This window comes from Nostoc sp. MS1 (genome assembly GCF_019976755.1).
Classification (GTDB): Bacteria; Cyanobacteriota; Cyanobacteriia; order Cyanobacteriales; family Nostocaceae; genus Trichormus.
This window is the reverse complement of sequence record NZ_AP023441.1, coordinates 5,740,095-5,758,988: the sequence shown is the minus strand read 5'-3', so window position 1 is coordinate 5,758,988 and position 18,894 is coordinate 5,740,095. Positions and strand designations below refer to the sequence as shown.

The following is an 18,894-nucleotide window of genomic DNA, read 5'->3' as shown; positions in this document are numbered from 1 at the left end:
GTTGAGATAAAACGCTTCATTGATTTCTCTTTAATAGTGAGATATGTTAATAATTTCGCTTAATTAGTAAGCATATGCTAGTCAAGTTTTGGCTTACCAGGGAACTGATCTAAAACTGAGCTTGACAAATTAACTAATCATCAATAAGGATTGGTTTATCTGCTGCCATCGGCTTTTTCCGCTAATTACTCTCTAACCTCTAGCCTCTATCTCTAAATCAAAGTATTAGTCAAAATTCGGAATTGAAATGATTTATAATGTTATTATTAACAACTTTCGTTTTTAAAATATAATTATTTGCTTATCATTTTTAGTTTATGTCGTACTGCATAAATCCTGATTGTTCACAACGAAGAAATCCTGATAATTGTGCGGTATGTCAACAATGTCAAACACCGCTTATATTACAGAATCGCTACAGAATTAGATGTCCTTTACAAGCTGATCCAGGTATTTATACAGAAGTATTTGAAGTTGAAGATTTAGTTAACCAAAACCAGCCTAAAGTTCTCAAGTCTCTCATACAAGTTTCGCCGGAGCTAGAGCGACTATTTGAGCAAGAAGCATCAATCTTGACAACTTTACGACACCCTGGTTTACCTGTGGGGGAAGTCATATTTCCGCTAGTTTTAAATACAGGTTGTCAATTACGCTGTTTTGTCATGGAGAAAATACCAGGAGAAAATTTACAGAATTGGTTAGATGAAAATCAATATGTAACATCTTATAAAACAGCATTAGATTGGCTCAAGCAGATAACTAATATTCTGCAATTTGTCCATAAGCAGAAGTTTTTCCACCGGGATATTAAGCCAGGAAATATTATGCTGCGTCCTGATGGCAGACTAGTGTTAATTGATTTTGGTACTGCTAGGCAGTTGACCCAAACTATTGTTAACGGCAATCCAGTTACAGTTATTCAATCAATTGGTTATACTGCTACTGAACAACTTAATGGTCACGCTGTTGTCCAATCAGATTTTTATGCGTTGGGTCGGACTTTGATTTATTTGTTAACAGGGATTAACCCAGCACAGGCTCACCAAGAAAATTTACGCAATTGGCCTAGATATATCCAAGATAAAACAACACCCAAAAGACTAATTTTGCTAATTCAGGCGATGACTGCTTTTCGCCCACAGCACCGTCCACAAACTGCTCAAGCCATTCTCAATCAAATCGCTCAGATTGAGGAGCCTATCTATGTTAAATGGCAAAAATTATTCCTAACAATAACTTCTATTGTATTCCTCCTTTGGGCTGGACAACAGATATACCAAGAAATCTCTACAGCTAGGACTTGTGACCAAATACTCAACGATCATCTCAGTTGTGGAGAAGAAAGCTTAATTCCTAGCAATTATTGGGGAGATGGCAAGCCGCCAGAAAAGAAGGAATTAGGAATTGAACAGTATCGCCAGCAAAATTTTACGGAGGCTGTGCGTTTATTTGAAGAAGCTTTTCGTCGGGAAGCAGATGTAGAAACTTTAATTTATTTGAATAATGCCAAAATTGGCAAACAATTCTCAGCAAATAAAATTTATACAATTGCTGTTGCAGTTCCTTTAGAACGCCGTACTGCTATAGGTATAGAAATACTCAGGGGTGTCGCTCAAGCTCAAACTCAGGCATTGCAAAAAGGTCAGCCCTTACGAATTATTATTGCTGATGATAGTAATCGGGAAGATAGTAGAAGCGGCAATAATGCCCGCAAAATTGCCCAGCATTTAGTCAATTATTGTGATTTATTAGCTGTTTTAGGTCACTACAGTAGCGAAGCAACTAAACAAGCCTTACCAATTTATCGTCAAGCAAAAATAGTGGCAATTTCTGCTACTAGCACTTCTCATAATCTCCAAAATCCTTGGTTTTTTCGTACTGTTCCTAGCGATCGCATTACTGCTCAAAAGATAGTATCTTACATTTTTTCTGAATTAAACCAACGTCAAGCAGCTATTTTTTACAGTCAAAGCAGTGAGTATGCCGAATCTTTAGCAAGTGCGCTTCGAGAAGCAGCCAAATTATCTCAGGGTAAGATAATTAACCATCAAAGCAGCTTTAATCTGGCTAGCGATCGCTTTGATGCCGAGACAGCAATTAATCAAGCCAAAACTCAAGGCTCAACGGCAATTGTGTTGATTCCTGATGCGGGAGTGGGATTGTATAATGCTATTCCTAATGCCTTGGAAGTCATGCAATCAAATGTCAACCAAAGTTGGATTGTAGCAGGTGATAGTCTCTACAGTTCTAGTTTACTCCAGCCAGAACAAGTTCTTTCCCCACAAGTTATTAAATATACAGCATGGGCTATTCCTTGGCATTCAATAAATGATCCTAATTCAGTCTTTGTTAAGCAAGCTCAAAGTCTTTGGAAAATCGATATACAGACATTCTCTAGTAACTTAGAAATTACTTGGCGAACTGCTACCAGCTATGATGCAGCACTAGTTTTAAGTCAAGCTTTAAGTCTGAAACCCACAAGGCTGGGTATTCAGCAAGCACTTAGCCAAATTCAAGTTACGGGTGCAACGGGAGTAATTCGATTTCAAGGAAGCGATCGCCTCAGTGGGCAAATTACAATGGTTACAGTACAGCGTGATTGTCATTCCGATAGTTTTGTATTTATGCCAAGCTTTCGTGCTACCAATGTCTGCAAATCTGGTACTTCTAAATCGGGTTGAGCGGTTGCAGGTAAACTTGCACCAGAGCCTTGTTTACCTGTGCGGCGGTTTACCCACACTGTTGATATGCCTAAAGATTTGGCAGGAACAACGTCATGATAAATACTAGCAGCAACGTGTAATATTTTCTCCTGCGGGATACCAATTCTCTCTATTGCCTGTCTAAAGTTGTTGAGGGAGGGTTTATAACTTTTTACTTGCTCTGCGGTGATTACTTCATCAAATTCTACTTGTAGATGTTTTGCAGAGAAGGCGAATAAGTCATTATCTACATTTGAGATGATTATTAGTTTAAATTTTTGTTTGAGAGATTTTAAGGCTGCTACTGTATCAGAGAAAGGTTGCCAATACTGGAGGGAATTAGCCAAGGAATTTAGTTCATCATCTGTTGGCTGAAAATTAAAGCGATCGCCAAATTTACTGACAACTCCCTTCAACACTTCTCGATAAGTAATGTATTCTCCTTGCTCTAACTCCGATTCAAATTCAGCGAAAATTTCTAAAATTTTTTCTTCAGCCAAATTAATATTATGACCTTGCAATACTGGCTTAATTGATGTTAATATGCCTTCTTCCCAATTAATTAAAGTGCCGTAGCAATCAAACGTTAGAGCTTCATATTTCTTTAAGTCAATCACAAATCTTACTCCACAAATTTTCAACCACATTGAATAGATACATCGGAAAACCTTTACTCTAAGGCATCTTGAAGCAATGCTTCTTTTCTAATATACAGATATGAATGTCTTTTATTATGCAATGATTTCATGCTACTACTGAGTAAGGCGCAGAAAAGAAAATTTAACCTAAATTTTTACTAAATTTAACTCATTCTTTGCTTATGTTATATGCCTTCATAAGAAAATTATAGGGAGTTTATAATAAAATACGGCAAGTCAATCGGTGTTTAGATGTATCGATACCAAAAGCTCAAAAGCAGAATCTTAGTAAGAAGCTCTCCAGGATTGCGCTTTCATGTAATTAGGGACATAAATACATGGAGTTGCAATATTATCAATTACTTAATTGTTAAATAAAACCAGCCCAAACGTAGACAGAGAAACTAGAGTAAAACCGTGTGTCTGCGTTAACGGCATTAGCTTCACTGTTTTGTGTGGTGTATTTTAACTGAAATTGAGGAGTACAAATGCTTGAGGCGATCGCTGTTGCTTGGCTGTTATTAGTTCTTGGCGATTTTTTATCTACATTTATTTATCACGTACCCGAACACGTTTTTGGTAGCCTCCATTTAAAAACACACCACTCATGGAAGAAAAACTTTCGCCACTATGCTATTTTGACTCTTAATATCCAAGTTTTATTAGATGGCATTTTGGGAGCTTTACCTTATTTAATAGTGGCAGTATTTTTGTGGACTTTCTCTCCCATTGGTGTGATTGCTGGGTTATTGTTAGGACAATTTCATGTATGGTGGAGACACGTAACAGCTTTAGGTTGGCAAACTCCTAAACTTGTGTCTACATTATGCCAACTCTTATTTATTACCACCCCTGAAAGACACTGGTTACACCATCGAAAAACAAGCCTGGGTTTTGGTGATATTTTCACTTTCTTTGAGCAACCTGCCCAAATTTGGTTACGCTGGTTAAGACTATTAAGAATGCGTTTCCGTTACTCTCGAATCTAGTAAATAAGGGTGTGAGGGTGTAAGTGAGCGAAACCCTTACACACCTAAAAAATATTATTGAATTACCAATTACCAATTACCCATTACCAATCTGAAAAAGGATGCTTAACTAAATAACTATTGTAATATCTGACATCTCCAGTAACTTCTGTGCCAATCCAATCAGGTATTTCAACTTGTTGTGCTTCATCAGTCAGCTCAACCTCTGCTATTATCAAACCTTGATTAGCCCCTGCAAACTCATCTACTTCCCAAACCAAACCAGACCATTCTATTTTGTATCTAGTTTTTTCAATCAAAGGGCGATCGCACAAAGTATCAAGCATTTCCTCAGCATCTGCAAGGGGAATAGAATACTCAAACTCAGAGCGGGAAAAGTTAACTGTGGGGCCTTTAATAGTTAAGTAACCTTGATTACCTGCAATGCGAACACGTACAGTAGCCCCTTGTGAAGCAATATATCCTTGACGGTATAGGCTACCCTCGTCTAACTGTCGCCAACTGTCGCCGTTGACTAAAAATTTGCGCTCAATTTCTTTTGCCATTACTGTTATATGTTCTATTTGCTGGGAATGCTAACACCCCAGCAAAACAAGTTCAACTACACAGGCTGAGGCTTGAGTAAATCGCCTTTCGTCACAAATTCATTAAATGCAGTCGGGATTTGTTGTGGTACAGCAACAGTAGGCGCTTGTAAGGGTAAACGGGGGAATAGAAGTTCAGCTACTCGATAAGCTTCTTCCAAATGGGGATAGCCAGAAAAGACGAAGGTATCAATTCCTAAATCTGCATACTCCAGCATTCTGGTTGCAACTGTGTCTGCATCCCCTACCAAAGCTGTACCCGCACCACCACGCACCAAACCCACACCAGACCACAAATTAGGGCTAATTTCTAGGTTGTGGCGATTACCTTGATGCAATTGTGCCATGCGGCGTTGCCCTTCTGATTCAGACCTAGCAAACTTTTCATAGGCTGATGCAATTGTTGCATCATCTACATATTGAATCAGTTCATTGGCAGCATCCCAAGCTTTTTGAGCGGTTTCGCGGACAATAGCGTGTAACCGAATCCCAAAACGCACAGTTCTACCTTGTTCTGCTGCTAATTGGCGGACTTTGGCGATTTTTTGGGCTACTAGTTGCGGTGGTTCACCCCAGGTTAAATACACATCAATGTGTTTGGCTGCAACTTGCAACGCCGCATCGGAAGAACCACCAAAATATAAGGTAGGATAAGGCTTTTGTACTGGTGGAAATTGCAGTTTAGCCTCTGCAACCTTGAGATGACGACCAGTAAATGTTACCTCCTCACCTTGCATAAGCGATCGCCAAATTGTTAAAAACTCATCAGTCAATTCATAACGCTGGTCATGATCTAAAAATACGCCATCCTTAGCTAATTCCTTAGTATCGCCACCAGTCACTACATTTAAGATAATTCGACCGTTGGAAAGTTGGTCAAATGTAGCCGCCATTCTCACCGCCAAGGAAGGCGACATAATCGCTGGACGAAAAGCCACGAGAAACCGCAAGCGTTGAGTCACAGGAATCAAAGAAGCAGCAACAATCCAGGTATCTTGTTTTTGTCCAGTACCAATCAACATCCCACCAAAGCCCAACTTATCCACAGCTTGGGCAATTTGCTGCATATAAGGATAGTTAGCTTGTCGCCTACCGATTGGTGTACCTAAATATCGCTCATCTCCTTGAGTTGGTAAATACCAAAATACTTCCATTTTCCTGTTTCCTCATGCTACACGGCTAAAATCAATTCAAAATTAAAACAGGGACTAAAGTCCTTACTACAAACTATTTCTGACTAATAGTTGTAGGTGTAATTGCTGCGTATTGTTCTGTAGTTAGCATTGCTTCTTTAACATCAATGGGTTTAGGAATTACTTTTTCTTGAGCAAATAAATCAGCAATTCTTTGTTGCCCTGCCATAATTTCTGGTGTAATTGGTCTTAAACCATAAGTGCGGCGTTTGACCATTGTTGTTAAAACGTCTTTTTCCAGTTTGAGATGAGGTGCGGTTAATTTGACAACTTCTTCGGGATTTTGTTCAGCCCATTTACCAACATTATTAATTTCTTCCAGAACTAACTTCACTAACTCTGGATTTTCGGTAGCAAACTTGCGTGCAGCCATGTAATATCCGCCTTGAGTCGCAATACCGCTTGCATTCCTTAAAACTCTAGCCTTACCAATTTTTTGGGCTAAAGCTAAATGCGGGTCCCATGTTACCCAAGCATCTATTTTGCCTTGAATAAAAGCACCACGCGCTTCTGTAGGAGGCATACTAATTGCTTGCACATCACTATATTTTAAACCCGCTTCTTCCAAAGCTTTAATTAATAAGTAATGGGAAGCTGAACCTTTTTGAAAAACTATTTTTTGCCCTTTAAGGTCAGCTAAAGTGCGAATAGGTGAATTGTTTTGAACTACAATACCACTACCTTCACCAGTTCCAGGCTTATTACTAGCAACATAAACTAATGATGTACCAGCAGCCTGGGCAAATATTGGCGGAGTTTCCCCAACAGAACCAATATCAACCCGACCAACATTCATGGCTTCCATAAGTTGCGTCCCGGCAGCAAATTGCGCCCATTCGACAGTAACACCCAACGGTTGCAGACGTTTTTCAAGTACTCCTTTTAGTCTTACTATGTCTCCAGCACTTTGATACCCCATACGGACAACTTTGGTTGTAAAACCAGTAGTTTTATTTTCTGCTTTTGGAGTATCAACTGAGCAACTAATTAAAGTAGTAACTAATTAAAGTAGTTGTCAGTGTTAAAATTCCTGGTACTACAAACAGGGAGACACGCTGAAATAAGTTAATTCTTGGTAATTTGAATGTGCTGGACATGGAGTATATTTTACTTACTCTTGATTAGGGATATAAAAATGTGAGGAGCAGAGGATAATAACTAATGACTATGGACTAATGACTAATGACTAAATATCAAACAGTCTGAAGTAGAAGAGTTTTCTGAAACAATTCAGTAACGTGTGTCCACGCATCAGCAGCAGCTTCGGCGTTGTAGCTGGCGCGATGGTTGCAGAAAAAACCGTGTCCTGCGCCGTCATAGCGGAAGACTTTGTGAGGTATCTGATATTTCTTTAATTCAGCCTCTATTTGTTCTGTCTGTTCTAAAGGAATACCTTGGTCTTCTTTACCAAAGAAGGCGTAAATCTGACCTTTAATATCAGGGGTGCGAGTAATGGTAGGTTCACCACCTCCTGGTGTGGAGTTGGGGATACCACCACCGTAGAAAGAAGCTGTCGCTTTGATGTCTGAGAGAGTCGCAGCTAAGTAAACAACGTGTCCACCAAAGCAGAAACCGATAGAACCGATCGCATCTGGTTGCACATTTGGTAAATTCTTCAAATAAGCGATCGCCGCTTGAATATCACTCAATATTTCTGCTGCTGTAGTCTGTTCTTTATAGCCTCTACCACGTTGGATATCTTCGCCTGTGTACCCCGCCTCGAAACCGGGTGCGGTGCGTTGGTATAGGGTTGGTGCTATGGCTACATAACCCTCTTTGGCTAATTTCTCTGCAACTTCCCGAATGTGAATGTTAACGCCAAAGATTTCTTGAATCACAATCACAGCCGGAAATCTTCCCTGTTTTGTCGGTTCCGCTAGATAAGCATCGATTTGTAAGTCACCATTGGGAACCTTAACGTAGTTAGTGCGAATTTCTGTGTTTGTCATTTTAGGGATAAGGTCTTTATGCAATGAGTTCTGTAAAAATACTAAAACTTTATCGATTTACCGTATTTTTAAGAGTAGTATTTCACAAACAAAGTGCAAAGGCAAGTCCTTTGGGAGAATGAAGATGAGTTTAAAAGCAGTTCATCACGTTTTAGTCACCTATCCACCGGAAGCGGGAAATGCAACCTTGAATTTCTACAGCCAAGTTTTGGGATTAGAGGAAATTCCCAGACCTGAAGTAGCGCAAAATGTAGCTGGTGCTTGGTATGCTTTAGGACAAATTCAAATACACCTCGGTGAAGAACCCAACTCCAACAACCAAGCATCTAGAAGACATATATGTTTTCAAGTCGATGATTTGAATGCTTTTGAGGAACATCTGAAAGCGTATGGAGTAGAAATTCTTCCCGATCATGCACCCGTTCCCAACCTCAAGCGCTTCTTCTTACGAGATCCGGCTGGGAATCGTCTGGAAATTACAGAGTTTGTCAGTTCTCACTCAGAAAACGCACAGTTAAACCGTGTTTCCGAGCCATCACTTGTCTCATCCACACGGCTATAAATTAAGAGATAAAGTAGGCGGATTTTCAAGAAACTTCCGCCTATCACAACAAACAACAACACTATGAACTAATTCATCATGCCAGTTATGGATGTGTTTTAAAATATACTATTGCAAAATTAGCATGAATTTTATGAATAAATTACATGAGCTTTATGATATCCGAACCAAGATACTTTGGAGCGTGTCTATAAGCGTTTTAATGCTCTTGTTTGAATTATATTGAAGTCTGTAAATTAGGCGATCGCACCTCAACCTATTCGACTCCCGGAAACATTCTTATAAATATTGGATCTATCTATAGGAATCCGATTTGATTTCTGAAAAAATCTCAGTATATGTAGGGTGTGTTAGGCGTAAGCCGTAACGCACGCAAAGCAACAGGTTCGGTGCGTTACGCTGTCGCTAACTACTCATCTACGTATCTGTTCAAAAATCAAGTAGGAATCCTATATGTAGCCAAAACTTACAGGAGTGAATAATGAAAGTTGATTACAAACTGATAGTAAATCCGATATTGATGGGTTTGGTAGTAGTAGGAGCGATGTCTTATAAACCTGTGGTTGCTTCTTCATTAACTACTAAAGATGAGGTGAGATTAGAAAAATCAACACCTAAAACTGTGGCACAAAGCCAAGGTGTTTATCGGAGCGATCGCTATAAATTTCGGTTTACCTACCCCCAAGATTTTGTTATCGATAGAAATATATCTACACCCTCAAATAGTGTTGATTCAGCCTTAGCTACGATTGATATCTGGACTAAGCAGCACGCCCAAAAAATTCGTGCTGGAGCTTATGAAGGCGGCACAGAATACCCACCCAATGTTAACGTCAGAGTGTACAACAATCCTAAAAAATTGCCGTTGCAGAATTGGGTTAAACAAAGTAACCAATTTAGCCAGACCCGTGATTTCAGAACTGCGAGAATTGCTGGTCAAACGGGAATAAAATTCCAGTCTGATGGTTTATATGCTAGTGAAAACGTTGTTTTTGTCAACCCTAGAGACTCTCGCATCATTGTTCTTACCTTCTCTAAAATTGGCGGTAATCATGATGTAATTTATCGCCGAGCTTATCAACAAGTTATCAACTCATTTGCTTTTGTCAGTAGGTAGAAAATTTAAGTATTGGTGTTGTTATCTGTGTTTGAATATATTTAGGAAATTATTTATAATATTAAACGTAAAGTGAGTACTGGTGAGCCACGACAAGCAGTGCCAAGTTGAATTAATGGTTTTTTAACAGATAAAAAAATAATTTTTTCGGTTTAAGAGGATTTGAGAATTAATTTTAGACATACAAAAAACTGATAAACATTATGATTCAAAAAATACTCATACAACAAGAAAAACTTATACCAGAATATCAAAATAAATGGTTAAATATTGGATTATCGTCTTTTTTAGATTACAAAAACACGGATATAATTAGTAATCTTTATACTTTAATAGGATTAAATAAACCAAATTATATTTTTTTTTCATAGTCCTTATCAAGCAATAAAAGCAATAGCAAAAACAGATGAATTAAGAAACTCATTAGGTAAAGGTATACTAGATTTATTTGATATAAGTTTGATTTTATTACAAGCTAAAATTGAAAAACAGATAGAAGAAAAATTATTGTCTTATTTAGCTAAGGAATTATCATTTAAACTTGGTAATTTTTTTACAGACTCATTACTATTGCCATTTTGGGATTTACTAGAGGAAAAACTAGAGATAGAACTTGGAAATGAATGGGAAATATTAAGTAATGTATTGTGGTATGATAAGATACTTAATCCCCAAAACGAATTTGAGCCATCTGTAGCTGAAATTTATAATTGTTTTTCTTCATAGAGTAAAATTAGTAGAGCTTGCTTGTGTGACTTTTGTATTTCAGTATTAGGTTGCGAGCATAATTCTAGAGACTGGGAAATATTTAAAATCTTAATTAGTAATTATGGTTGGATATTTCCTTATGAAAATGTATGCCTTATATCTAATCGTCCTAGCATTATTAGATTGGATGAACAAAATAATCTTCATGGAGAAGGAGTTCTTGCTATTCAGTTTGCTGATGGCTTCAGTGTATATGCAAATCACGGAACAATTTTATTTAAAGAATAAACACAGGACTTACGCATGAAAACGAAAAATCAATGGTTTGGACAAGGGTATAGGGGTATAGGGGTGTAGGGGTGTAAGCGTTCAAAACCTATACCCCTACACCCTTACACCCGTGACCCCAGTCTTAACAGATAACCTTGGTGCGTAAGTCCTGAAACATACTCTTAATCTGCCTAGTTTTGTGCAAACTTGGCCACGCAGTGTATGGTTTAATTTTTAAAACACTCCTTTGCGCAGCAGGATGGCAAGTGTCCTACTCATGAGCGAAATGATGTTCTTTTGCACAAGTATTTGCACGGATTCATCCTCAACAATTTCAAGAATGCTTCCTGATTATAAGTAATTAGCCCAACTTGATATTACTACTAAATTTAAAAAGTATATTCCTGAGTCAGTAGTCAACTAAAAACTTTGTAAAACAGTTTTAGCAACAATCCTAGTCTTCTTCAACTCTGCATCCGACAGTTTTCCCCCAGCTTGGAGGCGAGTTGCAGAAGTTTGTAAAACCGTAGCTGCATTATTATCACCAATTTGCAAAGCCGTTTTCGCAGCCGTTTGTAACATTGTCGCAGCACCAGTGCGATCGCCTTGTTGTAATTTAGTCTCAGCTAGTTGAGTTTGGCGATACTTAGCCAAGGTCAAAATATATTTATGTACTTCCGCGTCAAAATCTGCTTGATAAGCCTGCATAACGTTTGCATATACAGGCCAAACCTGTGACAGCGAACCTTCTTCATCTAAAGCCGGATTATCATAGCGGACTTGCACATTGCCAATTACTTGCTGTCCTGCGGGTAAATTTCCCAAGTAAAGATTCGCCAAAACTACCCTTTGGCAATTTTTCATCAAGTCTCCCAAGCGAACGATAAAACTACCATCTGCTTCAGGTTCTACAGGTAACTCAATAATATCAGGGGCAACTTGGGCAATGGGTCGAAGTTCTGCTAACCGGACATTAGGCGCAAGGGACAGCATGAGGTAAGCATTAGTTAACCCCACCGACTGCACCCGCGTAAACAGCCGATTGAATTGATGCACAGCTTGTTCTGGACGCTCAATGTGAGCTAAACTTCCCCCACCAGCATCAGCAATTTTTTCCAATAAATCCTGATTCCAACTGTTACCAAATCCCAAAGTATTGATAGTGAGATTAATTTTCGCCGCCTTCTTAGCAAATTCTAAACAGCGTCGACTATCATCTGGGCCAATTTCCCACTTCCAAACCTTGATACCACTTTCACCATGACCATCTGTTAAGAGGAATGCTTGGGAAACAGCACCTCTTGTTCCCTTCATCAGTTCTGTGATTCCTTGTTGCAAACCCTCAGCAATAACTGTACCGCCACTAGCCTTTAATCGCTTCCTAATTTGAGTTTTGATGTTTTCAGGATCTTCGACAACTTGATTGGGGATAATGACTGTCGCAGAACCCGCAAAACCCACAACTGAGATGCGATCGCCAATCTTTAGTCGATCTATTAACTTATCTACAGCTGCAATCACCGTTTTCAACGGCTTACCGTGCATGGAACCACTTTGATCCAAAATCAAGCATAAATTGAGCGGTAAATTTTGCTCAAACTGCTCGGCAATCGCAGAAATAGAAATGGCTAATTGACGCTGACTGTTTAATTGAGTGGCATCAATATTGGTATCACTTAAGGCTGTTAGCAGTTGGACTTTCATTTAGTGGTATCTTGCAAGACGGTTTTGGAGACAATCCGAGTTTTCTTGCGATCGCTTTCTGATAAATCTTGCCCAGCTTGGAGTTGAGTCGCAGAGGTTTGTAAAACTGTCGCCGCACCTGTATCACCCATTTGTAGGGCAGTTTTAGCAGCAGTTTGTAACATAGTAGCCGCACCTGCGCGATCGCCTTGTTGTAATTTCGCCTCTGCTAGCTGAGTTTGCCGATACTTAGCTAAAGCCAAAATCGACTGCTGCACCTCTGGGTTAATTTCTGGTTGATACACCCTGACAACATTGGCATAAACAGGGATATTGGGAGTGAATAACCCCGTCTGTTCTTGTACTGGGTTATCATAGCGTACTTGCACATTGGCAATCGGTTGTTTACCTTCTGGCAACTGTCCCAGATAAATATTTGCCAAAATCACCCTTTCTACATCCTTCATCAAATCACCCAAGCGAACAGCAAACCGACCATCTGTTTCTTGCTGCAAAGGCAACTCAATTGTATCTGGTGCTACTTGGGCGATGGGTTTAAGTTCTGCCAAACGGACATTAGGCGCAAGAGACAACAGTAAATAAGCATTATTTAAACTTACAGCTTGAATCCGTCGGAACAGGCGACCAAACTCATCCACTGCTTGTTCGGGTTTCTGGATATAAGACAAACTTCCCAAACCAGCATCGGCAATTCTTTCTAAAATATCTTGGTTCCAGTTGTCGCCAAATCCCAAAGTATTCAAAGTTAAGTTATAACCAGCCGCCAACTGAGCAAATTTCAAGCAGCGATTATTATCACCGTGTTCATTTTCCCCATCAGTTAACAGGAAAGCTTGAGAAATCGTTTCTCTCTTACCCTTAGCTAACTCCTCAATTCCCAACCGCAAACCTTCATCTATTGCCGTTCCCCCATCCGCAGCCAACCGATTAATTTGTTTTTTGATTTGTTCTGGGTCAGTAATGGTTTGATTGGGTACTAAGACCTTAGCACGATGATCGAAGGCTACCACACTCAGGCGATCGCCAACTTTAAGTCGGTCAACTAAACGTATCGCCGCCTGTTTGACAATTTCTAACGGTCGTCCATTCATAGAACCGCTATGGTCGAGAATCAGACATAAATTTAGCGGTACACTGCGGTCTTGTGGTTCAGCATCAGCCGAAACTGAAATTGCCAACTGACGCTGACTACTAGACTGTTGCGCGTCCACATTGGCATCATTGAGGACAGGCTGCAAATTAACTTTCATAAATCCTGCTTCCTAATTGAGAATACACATATTCATAAATAACTCCAAAGCGCTACACCAGCACTACGGAAAACTTCATTAAAGCCAATTCATCTATATATTTCAGATAATATACTCAGAATATCCTAGAGATCATTTATTGGCAGAAGCTAACTCAGTGTTGATTAGCGAGAAAACCGCACATCAACCGAGCAAGCATCACGCTAGGATGTATTACAGTTAACGGCTTAATTTTAGGCGATCAGTTGCTATGGAAAACCTCCCCATCAAGGCTGTTCAAGCCCCTTACTACGGCGACAACTCCTACAGGACACCGCCGCCAGATTTACCCTCCCTCCTCCTCAAGGAACGAATAGTCTATTTGGGGATGCCACTGGTTCCTGCTGTTACGGAATTGATAGTTGCTCAACTATTGTATTTACAGTCCGACGACCCCGAAAAACCCATTAAAATTTATATCAACTCCACTGGCACATCCGGTTATAGTGGCGACCCCATCGGCTTTGAAACCGAAGCTTTCGCCATCTACGACACCATGAAGTACATCAAGCCCCCAATTCACACCATTTGCATCGGTTCAGCGATGGGTATGGCAGCGATGTTACTCAGTGCTGGTACAAAAGGTTGTCGCGCTAGTTTACCCAACTCCTCAATTATCCTGCACCAACCCAAGAGCTATGCCCAAGGTCAAGCAACGGATATCCAAATTCGGGCAAAGGAAGTTCTGGTAAACAAAGCGTCAATGGTTGAGATTATCTCTCAAACCACCGGACAGCCGATAGAAAAAATCACCAAAGACATGGATCGTCTTTTCTACATGACTCCTTACCAAGCCAAGGAGTACGGCTTGATTGATAGAGTCTTTGAAAAAGAAGAACTCGCCAACCCACCCCTACCAGCAAGTGTGCTTTAAGAAAGCAGGAGGCAGGAGGCAGAAGGTAGAAGTTTATAATTTCTTCCTCATCTCCCCCCACTCCCTCATCTTCCCACTCCCCAATGCACCATGACCAACTATTTATAACGGAGTCAACAAAATGCCTATAGGAGTTCCTAAAGTTCCGTACCGGATGCCAGGCGGTCAATTTACCGATTGGATTAGCATTTACGATCGCCTCTACCGGGAAAGAATTATTTTCTTGGGACGTGATGTCGATGATGAAATTGCTAACCAAATCATCGCCGTCATGTTGTATCTGGATTCAGAAGACCCAGGTAAAGACATTTATTTATATATCAACTCCCCTGGTGGGATGGTAACATCCGGCTTGGCGATTTATGACACAATGCAGCACATCAAATCAGATGTGGTAACAATTTGTGTAGGTTTAGCAGCTTCAATGGGTTCCTTCCTCTTGGCGGCTGGGACAAAAGGCAAACGCCTCGCTCTACCCCATTCCCGGATTATGATCCACCAACCCTCCGGCGGAACCCGTGGACAAGCCACCGACATCGAAATCGAAGCCAAAGAAATCTTGCGGATTCGCCACCAACTAAACCAAATCTACGCTAACAACACAAGTCAACCCCTAGCCAAAATTGAAAAAGACATGGATCGCGACTTTTTCATGTCCGCCCAAGAGGCTAAGGAGTACGGTTTGATTGACCGTGTAATTGAGGAACGCCTGTAAGGGTAAGGGAGTGGGGAGTAGGCAGTGGGGAGTAGGGGAAATTATAAATTATGAATTACCCATGACCCATTACCTATTACCCATTACCTAATATTTAAAAAAACTGTCAAAAATGTACTATAAACTATAAGATTATTGTTTATTATTAGAAATTTCAGCATAGAAGCTCATCGCTGATTGCTGGACATTACATAAATTAAGTAGATCAAAATGGATCTCGGAGATTGCTACCGTTTATTAGGTTTAAGGTCGGGGGCTTCATTTGCTGATATTAAAGCGTCATACCGACGGCTGGCGCAGCAATATCATCCTGATATCAACCCCGGTGATCAAAAAGCTCAAGATAAGTTTATAGCCTTAACTGAGGCTTACAGATTTCTGTTGACTGTCGTACCGCCACAGGAGACAGTACAAAAGTCTCAGCAGACCACCACAGTTAGTAGCGATAATACACAAACCACCCGTAAGGAAAAAGCGCCCACCGCTACAGTCACTACGGAAAAACCACCCGCAGCAAAACCGCCAAATATTGCAGAAATCGAACAAAGGTTAAAGTGGAAGACTTACGAACAACTGCAACGGTTTTTGCGTGAGCGAAGATTTCCACAAGCGATCGCCTTAGCAGAGGCTTTGTCAGCGCGTCTACCCAAGGATGCAGAAGTTCGCCAATGGCAAGCGATCGCCTATCAAATTTGGGGACGCGCTTTGATTAATGAAAATCAACTCCTCAAAGCCAGAGTTTATCTGAAAAAAGCTTTAAAAACAGACCCCCATAACAAAGCGCTATGGGAGGAAGTACAACGTGACTTTCAAAAGTTAGAGCAGATATTTTAATTAATCAATAGTCAACAGCCAAAACTCACGGTTTGCTACCTACAGCCAACACCACAGAAGCAGGGATTTCCACACCATTGTCTGTGGAATACCTGGATGCTCCCTCAATAATTGCTCTCTCGATATTACGTTGCTGCTCTTGGGTTTGCATGGCTAGTAGCGGCCCAAGACGTGCTGTACTGACAACAACGGTTGGCATTACATCTTGGGCTTGAGAAAAAGTCCAGTTTATAGACAATTCGTTGATGAACACTTGATTAAAACCTGCCTTGCTTAAGACATGATAGCATTCTGTAGCTTCGCCAAAGCGGAATAGGGGCGGGCCTTGTGGTAAATCCACATTCATGTTGCCGTAATTTTGTACTGCACCCAATATCAAAGCCATGAACGGATTGCGAGTTGGTGGTGTCCAGCAGGTAAAAGCATAATACCCGCCAGATTTTAGCACTCGAAAAGACTCAGCGATCGCACGTTCGGGTTCAGGAAAATGAAGGATGCCTAAATTACAGACAATAGCCTCAAACTCATTGGCATCGAAGGGAAGATTAAGAGCATCTCCCTGATAAAACCTACCTTGTGGACACCGCTCTCTAGCAATAGCCACCATATTTTCTGCATAGTCTAATCCGGTAACTATAGCTTGGCGCTTAATTGCCGCAGCACTAAGCCACCCAGTTCCACAAGCGACATCCAATAATTTCACACCAGATTTTACTTTTATAGCATCTAGTAGAGCGTCATTTACCTGAGACGTAGTTGCAGCGATCGCTTGGTCATAGTCTTGAGCTATCAAAGAGAATCTCTCACGCTCGAACTGCTGGAATGCAGAGTAAGGAGTTGGGTCAGATGTCATTGTTTCCTATTCTGACGTACATTAGGGTTTTAATCTACAGATAAGGTCTAGTTTGAGGGCGATGATGGAGTAATCAATTCAAAATTTCTCAGCACGCGCTAAACGCGCCGCTACCGCTAACTTAGTACTATTTATCTCTCCGCATGAATATAATCCACAAAGTGAAATTTAGGCACAAGCCATAATTTTAGCCAAGAGTAAAGTCCTAATCCTAGTAGTGCTGTAATTATTAAAGGTAAACCTAACTTCACTCGTAAGGAGTCGGGGAGAATGGCAGCACCAGAAATAATGATGACAAAATATCCTAAAAGGAACAGTTGTAGTCGCTGGATATTTTTTAATGCTTGACGACAACTGCTGCAATGCTGCGTGTGTTGTGTATAACGGTCTAGGGCAACCTCACGGTTATAGTTGAGTGTTGGGTTTTCGGGAATTTTTATCCCTACCGCTTGCCAAGGTAATTGACCGTGACAATATTGATCAAACCACTTGCGAAACTCAATGACCAGGCGATCGGCATTTGTGGGTAGCTTATATGCAGTCTTCCAGGTTTCCCGTGCTTGTCTTTGCTGGAGGAAACTTTCCTGCTGTTTGAGTAAAATCATGTCTCCATCAAGAACATAATTTCGATTAGTAATGTGATCCCACCAACGAGGCTTAATACGATTCAGTCCTGGAGCAAAATTACGGCTAAATTGAGCAACAATCCTTGATTTACCTGGAGATACCGGAATACAGTAAGTAATTAACCCTACCTGTCTGTCAGAACTGCCAAAACTAATTGCATACTCCAAACGACAAGGAGGTTCAAAGGTGATTGTACTTTTGAGGTTTCTGTCAACTTGCGCTTCAATCAAATTTGCACTAGATTGCACAATCTTTAAAGGTACTGGTGTTGCTTTTTCCCGATTACCCTGCACTCCATGATGGGCAAAAGGAACATGGCTAGGATCAGCCACATTTTCTACCAAGGTTTGCCAATCATAGTCTAAATCACGGACAAAAGAACTCCAAACAAAACCCTTACTTGCGTCTATTTGCGGTGATAAAGGTAATGGTGTTTGATTAGCTAATTCCTTTGATTGAGCATCAAGCCAAACCCAAAGTAAGTCATTTTCTTGACGAACTGGCAGCGAAATTACGCAGAAATTATTCTGATTTTTGGTAATTATTTCTGCATTTTCAGCTTGAGGAATTTGAGTACAAATACCTTCAGCGTCAAATTCCCAACCGTGATAACTACACATCAAATTGCCTGTCTTATCATCAACCCGACCCTCACTTAAAGGTGCTAAACGGTGGGGACATTGATCTAAAAATACTCGAAAAGTCTCTGAGGATGGAGGCTTCCAGATTACTAAAGCCATTCCCAAAATAGTAACAGGGGTGGGGCGTTGAGAATCTAAGTCTTCTATGGGAGAGACAGGATACCAGTGCTGAAAAAAATTAAACTCAGGTTCCATTTGATCGTAAAATGAGATGAATTTTAATGATTGACTATCTGCCAATTCTGATCATCACTCAAATTGGTAAAAAATGTTTGTGTGTTCCCTGTTCTTAAAAAATTCCTCGCACAATCAAACCGAGGACAAAAATATGGCCAAATCTGCAATTACTATTACCGTTAAACTATTTGCAGCGTATCAGGAAGCCTATGGAGTATCAGAAATAGTACTAGAATTTCCCGATGGTACACAAGTTAGCGCAGTCCGCGATCGCCTAATCACTGAACACCCAGAACTCGCCAAATGGCGCGACCTTACCCGCTTTGGCGTTAATTTAATATTTGTCGAACCCGATACAGCCTTAAAAGACGGCGATGAAGTAGTGCTGATACCGCCAGTTAGTGGGGGGTAGTTAGTTGACAGTTGACAGTTGACAGTTGACAGTGGTTAGTAGTTTTTTCTCCTCAT

19 protein-coding genes are annotated in these 18,894 nt (G+C 40.4%); 10 read left to right on the top strand and 9 right to left on the bottom strand.

The features are described 5' to 3' along the window. The first annotated feature begins 317 nt into the window (after window positions 1-317). The gene (locus NSMS1_RS24770; RefSeq protein WP_224087343.1) at window positions 318-2,681 is read left to right on the top strand and encodes a bifunctional serine/threonine-protein kinase/ABC transporter substrate-binding protein; all 2,364 of its coding nucleotides are present in this window, start codon (window positions 318-320) and stop codon (window positions 2,679-2,681) included. Here NSMS1_RS24770 and NSMS1_RS24765 read toward each other — a convergent pair. Then, on the bottom strand, window positions 2,603-3,319 hold the full coding sequence (locus NSMS1_RS24765; protein WP_224087342.1) for a haloacid dehalogenase type II: 717 nt from the start codon (window positions 3,317-3,319) through the stop codon (window positions 2,603-2,605). The genes NSMS1_RS24770 and NSMS1_RS24765 overlap by 79 nt on opposite strands. Before the next feature lie 509 nt (window positions 3,320-3,828). On the opposite strand from NSMS1_RS24765, the gene NSMS1_RS24760 reads away from it, so the two are divergent. Beyond that, window positions 3,829-4,329, top strand: coding sequence for a fatty acid hydroxylase (locus tag NSMS1_RS24760; RefSeq protein ID WP_224087341.1), 501 nt, complete (start codon window positions 3,829-3,831; stop codon window positions 4,327-4,329). 83 nt (window positions 4,330-4,412) lie between these two features. Here the strand turns inward: NSMS1_RS24760 and NSMS1_RS24755 are convergent, their stop codons facing one another. The 4 genes from NSMS1_RS24755 to NSMS1_RS24740 form a co-directional block, all read right to left on the bottom strand. Beyond that, complete coding sequence (locus NSMS1_RS24755; protein WP_224087340.1) at window positions 4,413-4,874, bottom strand: CYTH domain-containing protein; 462 nt, start codon at window positions 4,872-4,874, stop codon at window positions 4,413-4,415. 56 nt (window positions 4,875-4,930) lie between these two features. Continuing rightward, window positions 4,931-6,067: an FMNH2-dependent alkanesulfonate monooxygenase gene (gene ssuD, locus NSMS1_RS24750; RefSeq protein WP_224087339.1), complete on the bottom strand. Its 1,137-nt coding sequence runs from the start codon at window positions 6,065-6,067 to the stop codon at window positions 4,931-4,933. A 73-nt stretch (window positions 6,068-6,140) separates the two neighbouring features. After that, window positions 6,141-7,025: a sulfonate ABC transporter substrate-binding protein gene (locus tag NSMS1_RS24745; protein WP_317986534.1), complete on the bottom strand. Its 885-nt coding sequence runs from the start codon at window positions 7,023-7,025 to the stop codon at window positions 6,141-6,143. A 274-nt stretch (window positions 7,026-7,299) separates the two neighbouring features. Beyond that, window positions 7,300-8,055 (bottom strand): dienelactone hydrolase family protein, encoded by a 756-nt coding sequence (locus tag NSMS1_RS24740; protein ID WP_224087338.1) that lies wholly within the window; start codon window positions 8,053-8,055, stop codon window positions 7,300-7,302. 124 nt (window positions 8,056-8,179) lie between these two features. Here NSMS1_RS24740 and NSMS1_RS24735 point away from each other — a divergent pair, with 124 nt between their 5' ends. The 4 genes from NSMS1_RS24735 to NSMS1_RS35495 all read left to right on the top strand — a co-directional run bounded on the left by NSMS1_RS24735 (window position 8,180) and on the right by NSMS1_RS35495 (window position 10,730). Beyond that, on the top strand, window positions 8,180-8,617 hold the full coding sequence (locus NSMS1_RS24735) for a VOC family protein (protein ID WP_224087337.1): 438 nt from the start codon (window positions 8,180-8,182) through the stop codon (window positions 8,615-8,617). A gap of 481 nt (window positions 8,618-9,098) precedes the next feature. Then, complete coding sequence (locus NSMS1_RS24730; protein WP_224087336.1) at window positions 9,099-9,734, top strand: hypothetical protein; 636 nt, start codon at window positions 9,099-9,101, stop codon at window positions 9,732-9,734. A 459-nt stretch (window positions 9,735-10,193) separates the two neighbouring features. Further along, a complete protein-coding gene (locus tag NSMS1_RS24725; protein WP_224087335.1) occupies window positions 10,194-10,460 on the top strand; it encodes a hypothetical protein in 267 nt (88 codons plus the stop codon). A gap of 21 nt (window positions 10,461-10,481) precedes the next feature. Beyond that, window positions 10,482-10,730, top strand: a complete 249-nt coding sequence (locus tag NSMS1_RS35495; protein ID WP_411908647.1) for a DUF6745 domain-containing protein — start codon at window positions 10,482-10,484, stop codon at window positions 10,728-10,730. A gap of 402 nt (window positions 10,731-11,132) precedes the next feature. Here NSMS1_RS35495 and NSMS1_RS24720 read toward each other — a convergent pair whose 3' ends face one another. Beyond that, window positions 11,133-12,416 carry a vWA domain-containing protein gene (locus tag NSMS1_RS24720; RefSeq protein WP_224087334.1) on the bottom strand — a complete coding sequence of 428 codons (1,284 nt, stop codon included), beginning with the start codon at window positions 12,414-12,416 and terminating at the stop codon, window positions 11,133-11,135. Beyond that, entirely contained in the window at window positions 12,413-13,666 is a 1,254-nt protein-coding gene (locus tag NSMS1_RS24715; RefSeq protein WP_224087333.1) for a vWA domain-containing protein, read from the bottom strand. Before NSMS1_RS24715 ends, NSMS1_RS24720 begins: the two co-directional genes overlap by 4 nt. Before the next feature lie 250 nt (window positions 13,667-13,916). On the opposite strand from NSMS1_RS24715, the gene NSMS1_RS24710 reads away from it, so the two are divergent. The 3 genes from NSMS1_RS24710 to NSMS1_RS24700 all read left to right on the top strand — a co-directional run bounded on the left by NSMS1_RS24710 (window position 13,917) and on the right by NSMS1_RS24700 (window position 16,128). Then, entirely contained in the window at window positions 13,917-14,579 is a 663-nt protein-coding gene (locus tag NSMS1_RS24710) for an ATP-dependent Clp protease proteolytic subunit (protein WP_224087332.1), read from the top strand. Between the two features lie 121 nt (window positions 14,580-14,700). After that, window positions 14,701-15,294: an ATP-dependent Clp protease proteolytic subunit gene (locus tag NSMS1_RS24705; protein WP_224087331.1), complete on the top strand. Its 594-nt coding sequence runs from the start codon at window positions 14,701-14,703 to the stop codon at window positions 15,292-15,294. A 210-nt stretch (window positions 15,295-15,504) separates the two neighbouring features. Continuing rightward, on the top strand, window positions 15,505-16,128 hold the full coding sequence (locus tag NSMS1_RS24700) for a J domain-containing protein (RefSeq protein ID WP_224087330.1): 624 nt from the start codon (window positions 15,505-15,507) through the stop codon (window positions 16,126-16,128). Between the two features lie 25 nt (window positions 16,129-16,153). On the opposite strand, the gene NSMS1_RS24695 is transcribed toward NSMS1_RS24700, so the two are convergent. Next, a complete protein-coding gene (locus NSMS1_RS24695; RefSeq protein ID WP_224087329.1) occupies window positions 16,154-16,981 on the bottom strand; it encodes a class I SAM-dependent methyltransferase in 828 nt (275 codons plus the stop codon). Between the two features lie 131 nt (window positions 16,982-17,112). After that, window positions 17,113-18,444, bottom strand: a complete 1,332-nt coding sequence (locus tag NSMS1_RS24690) for a Rieske 2Fe-2S domain-containing protein (RefSeq protein ID WP_224087328.1) — start codon at window positions 18,442-18,444, stop codon at window positions 17,113-17,115. Window positions 18,445-18,577: 133 nt separating this feature from the next. Here NSMS1_RS24690 and NSMS1_RS24685 point away from each other — a divergent pair, with 133 nt between their 5' ends. Further along, a complete protein-coding gene (locus tag NSMS1_RS24685; RefSeq protein ID WP_224087327.1) occupies window positions 18,578-18,838 on the top strand; it encodes a MoaD/ThiS family protein in 261 nt (86 codons plus the stop codon). Window positions 18,839-18,894: the final 56 nt, after the last annotated feature.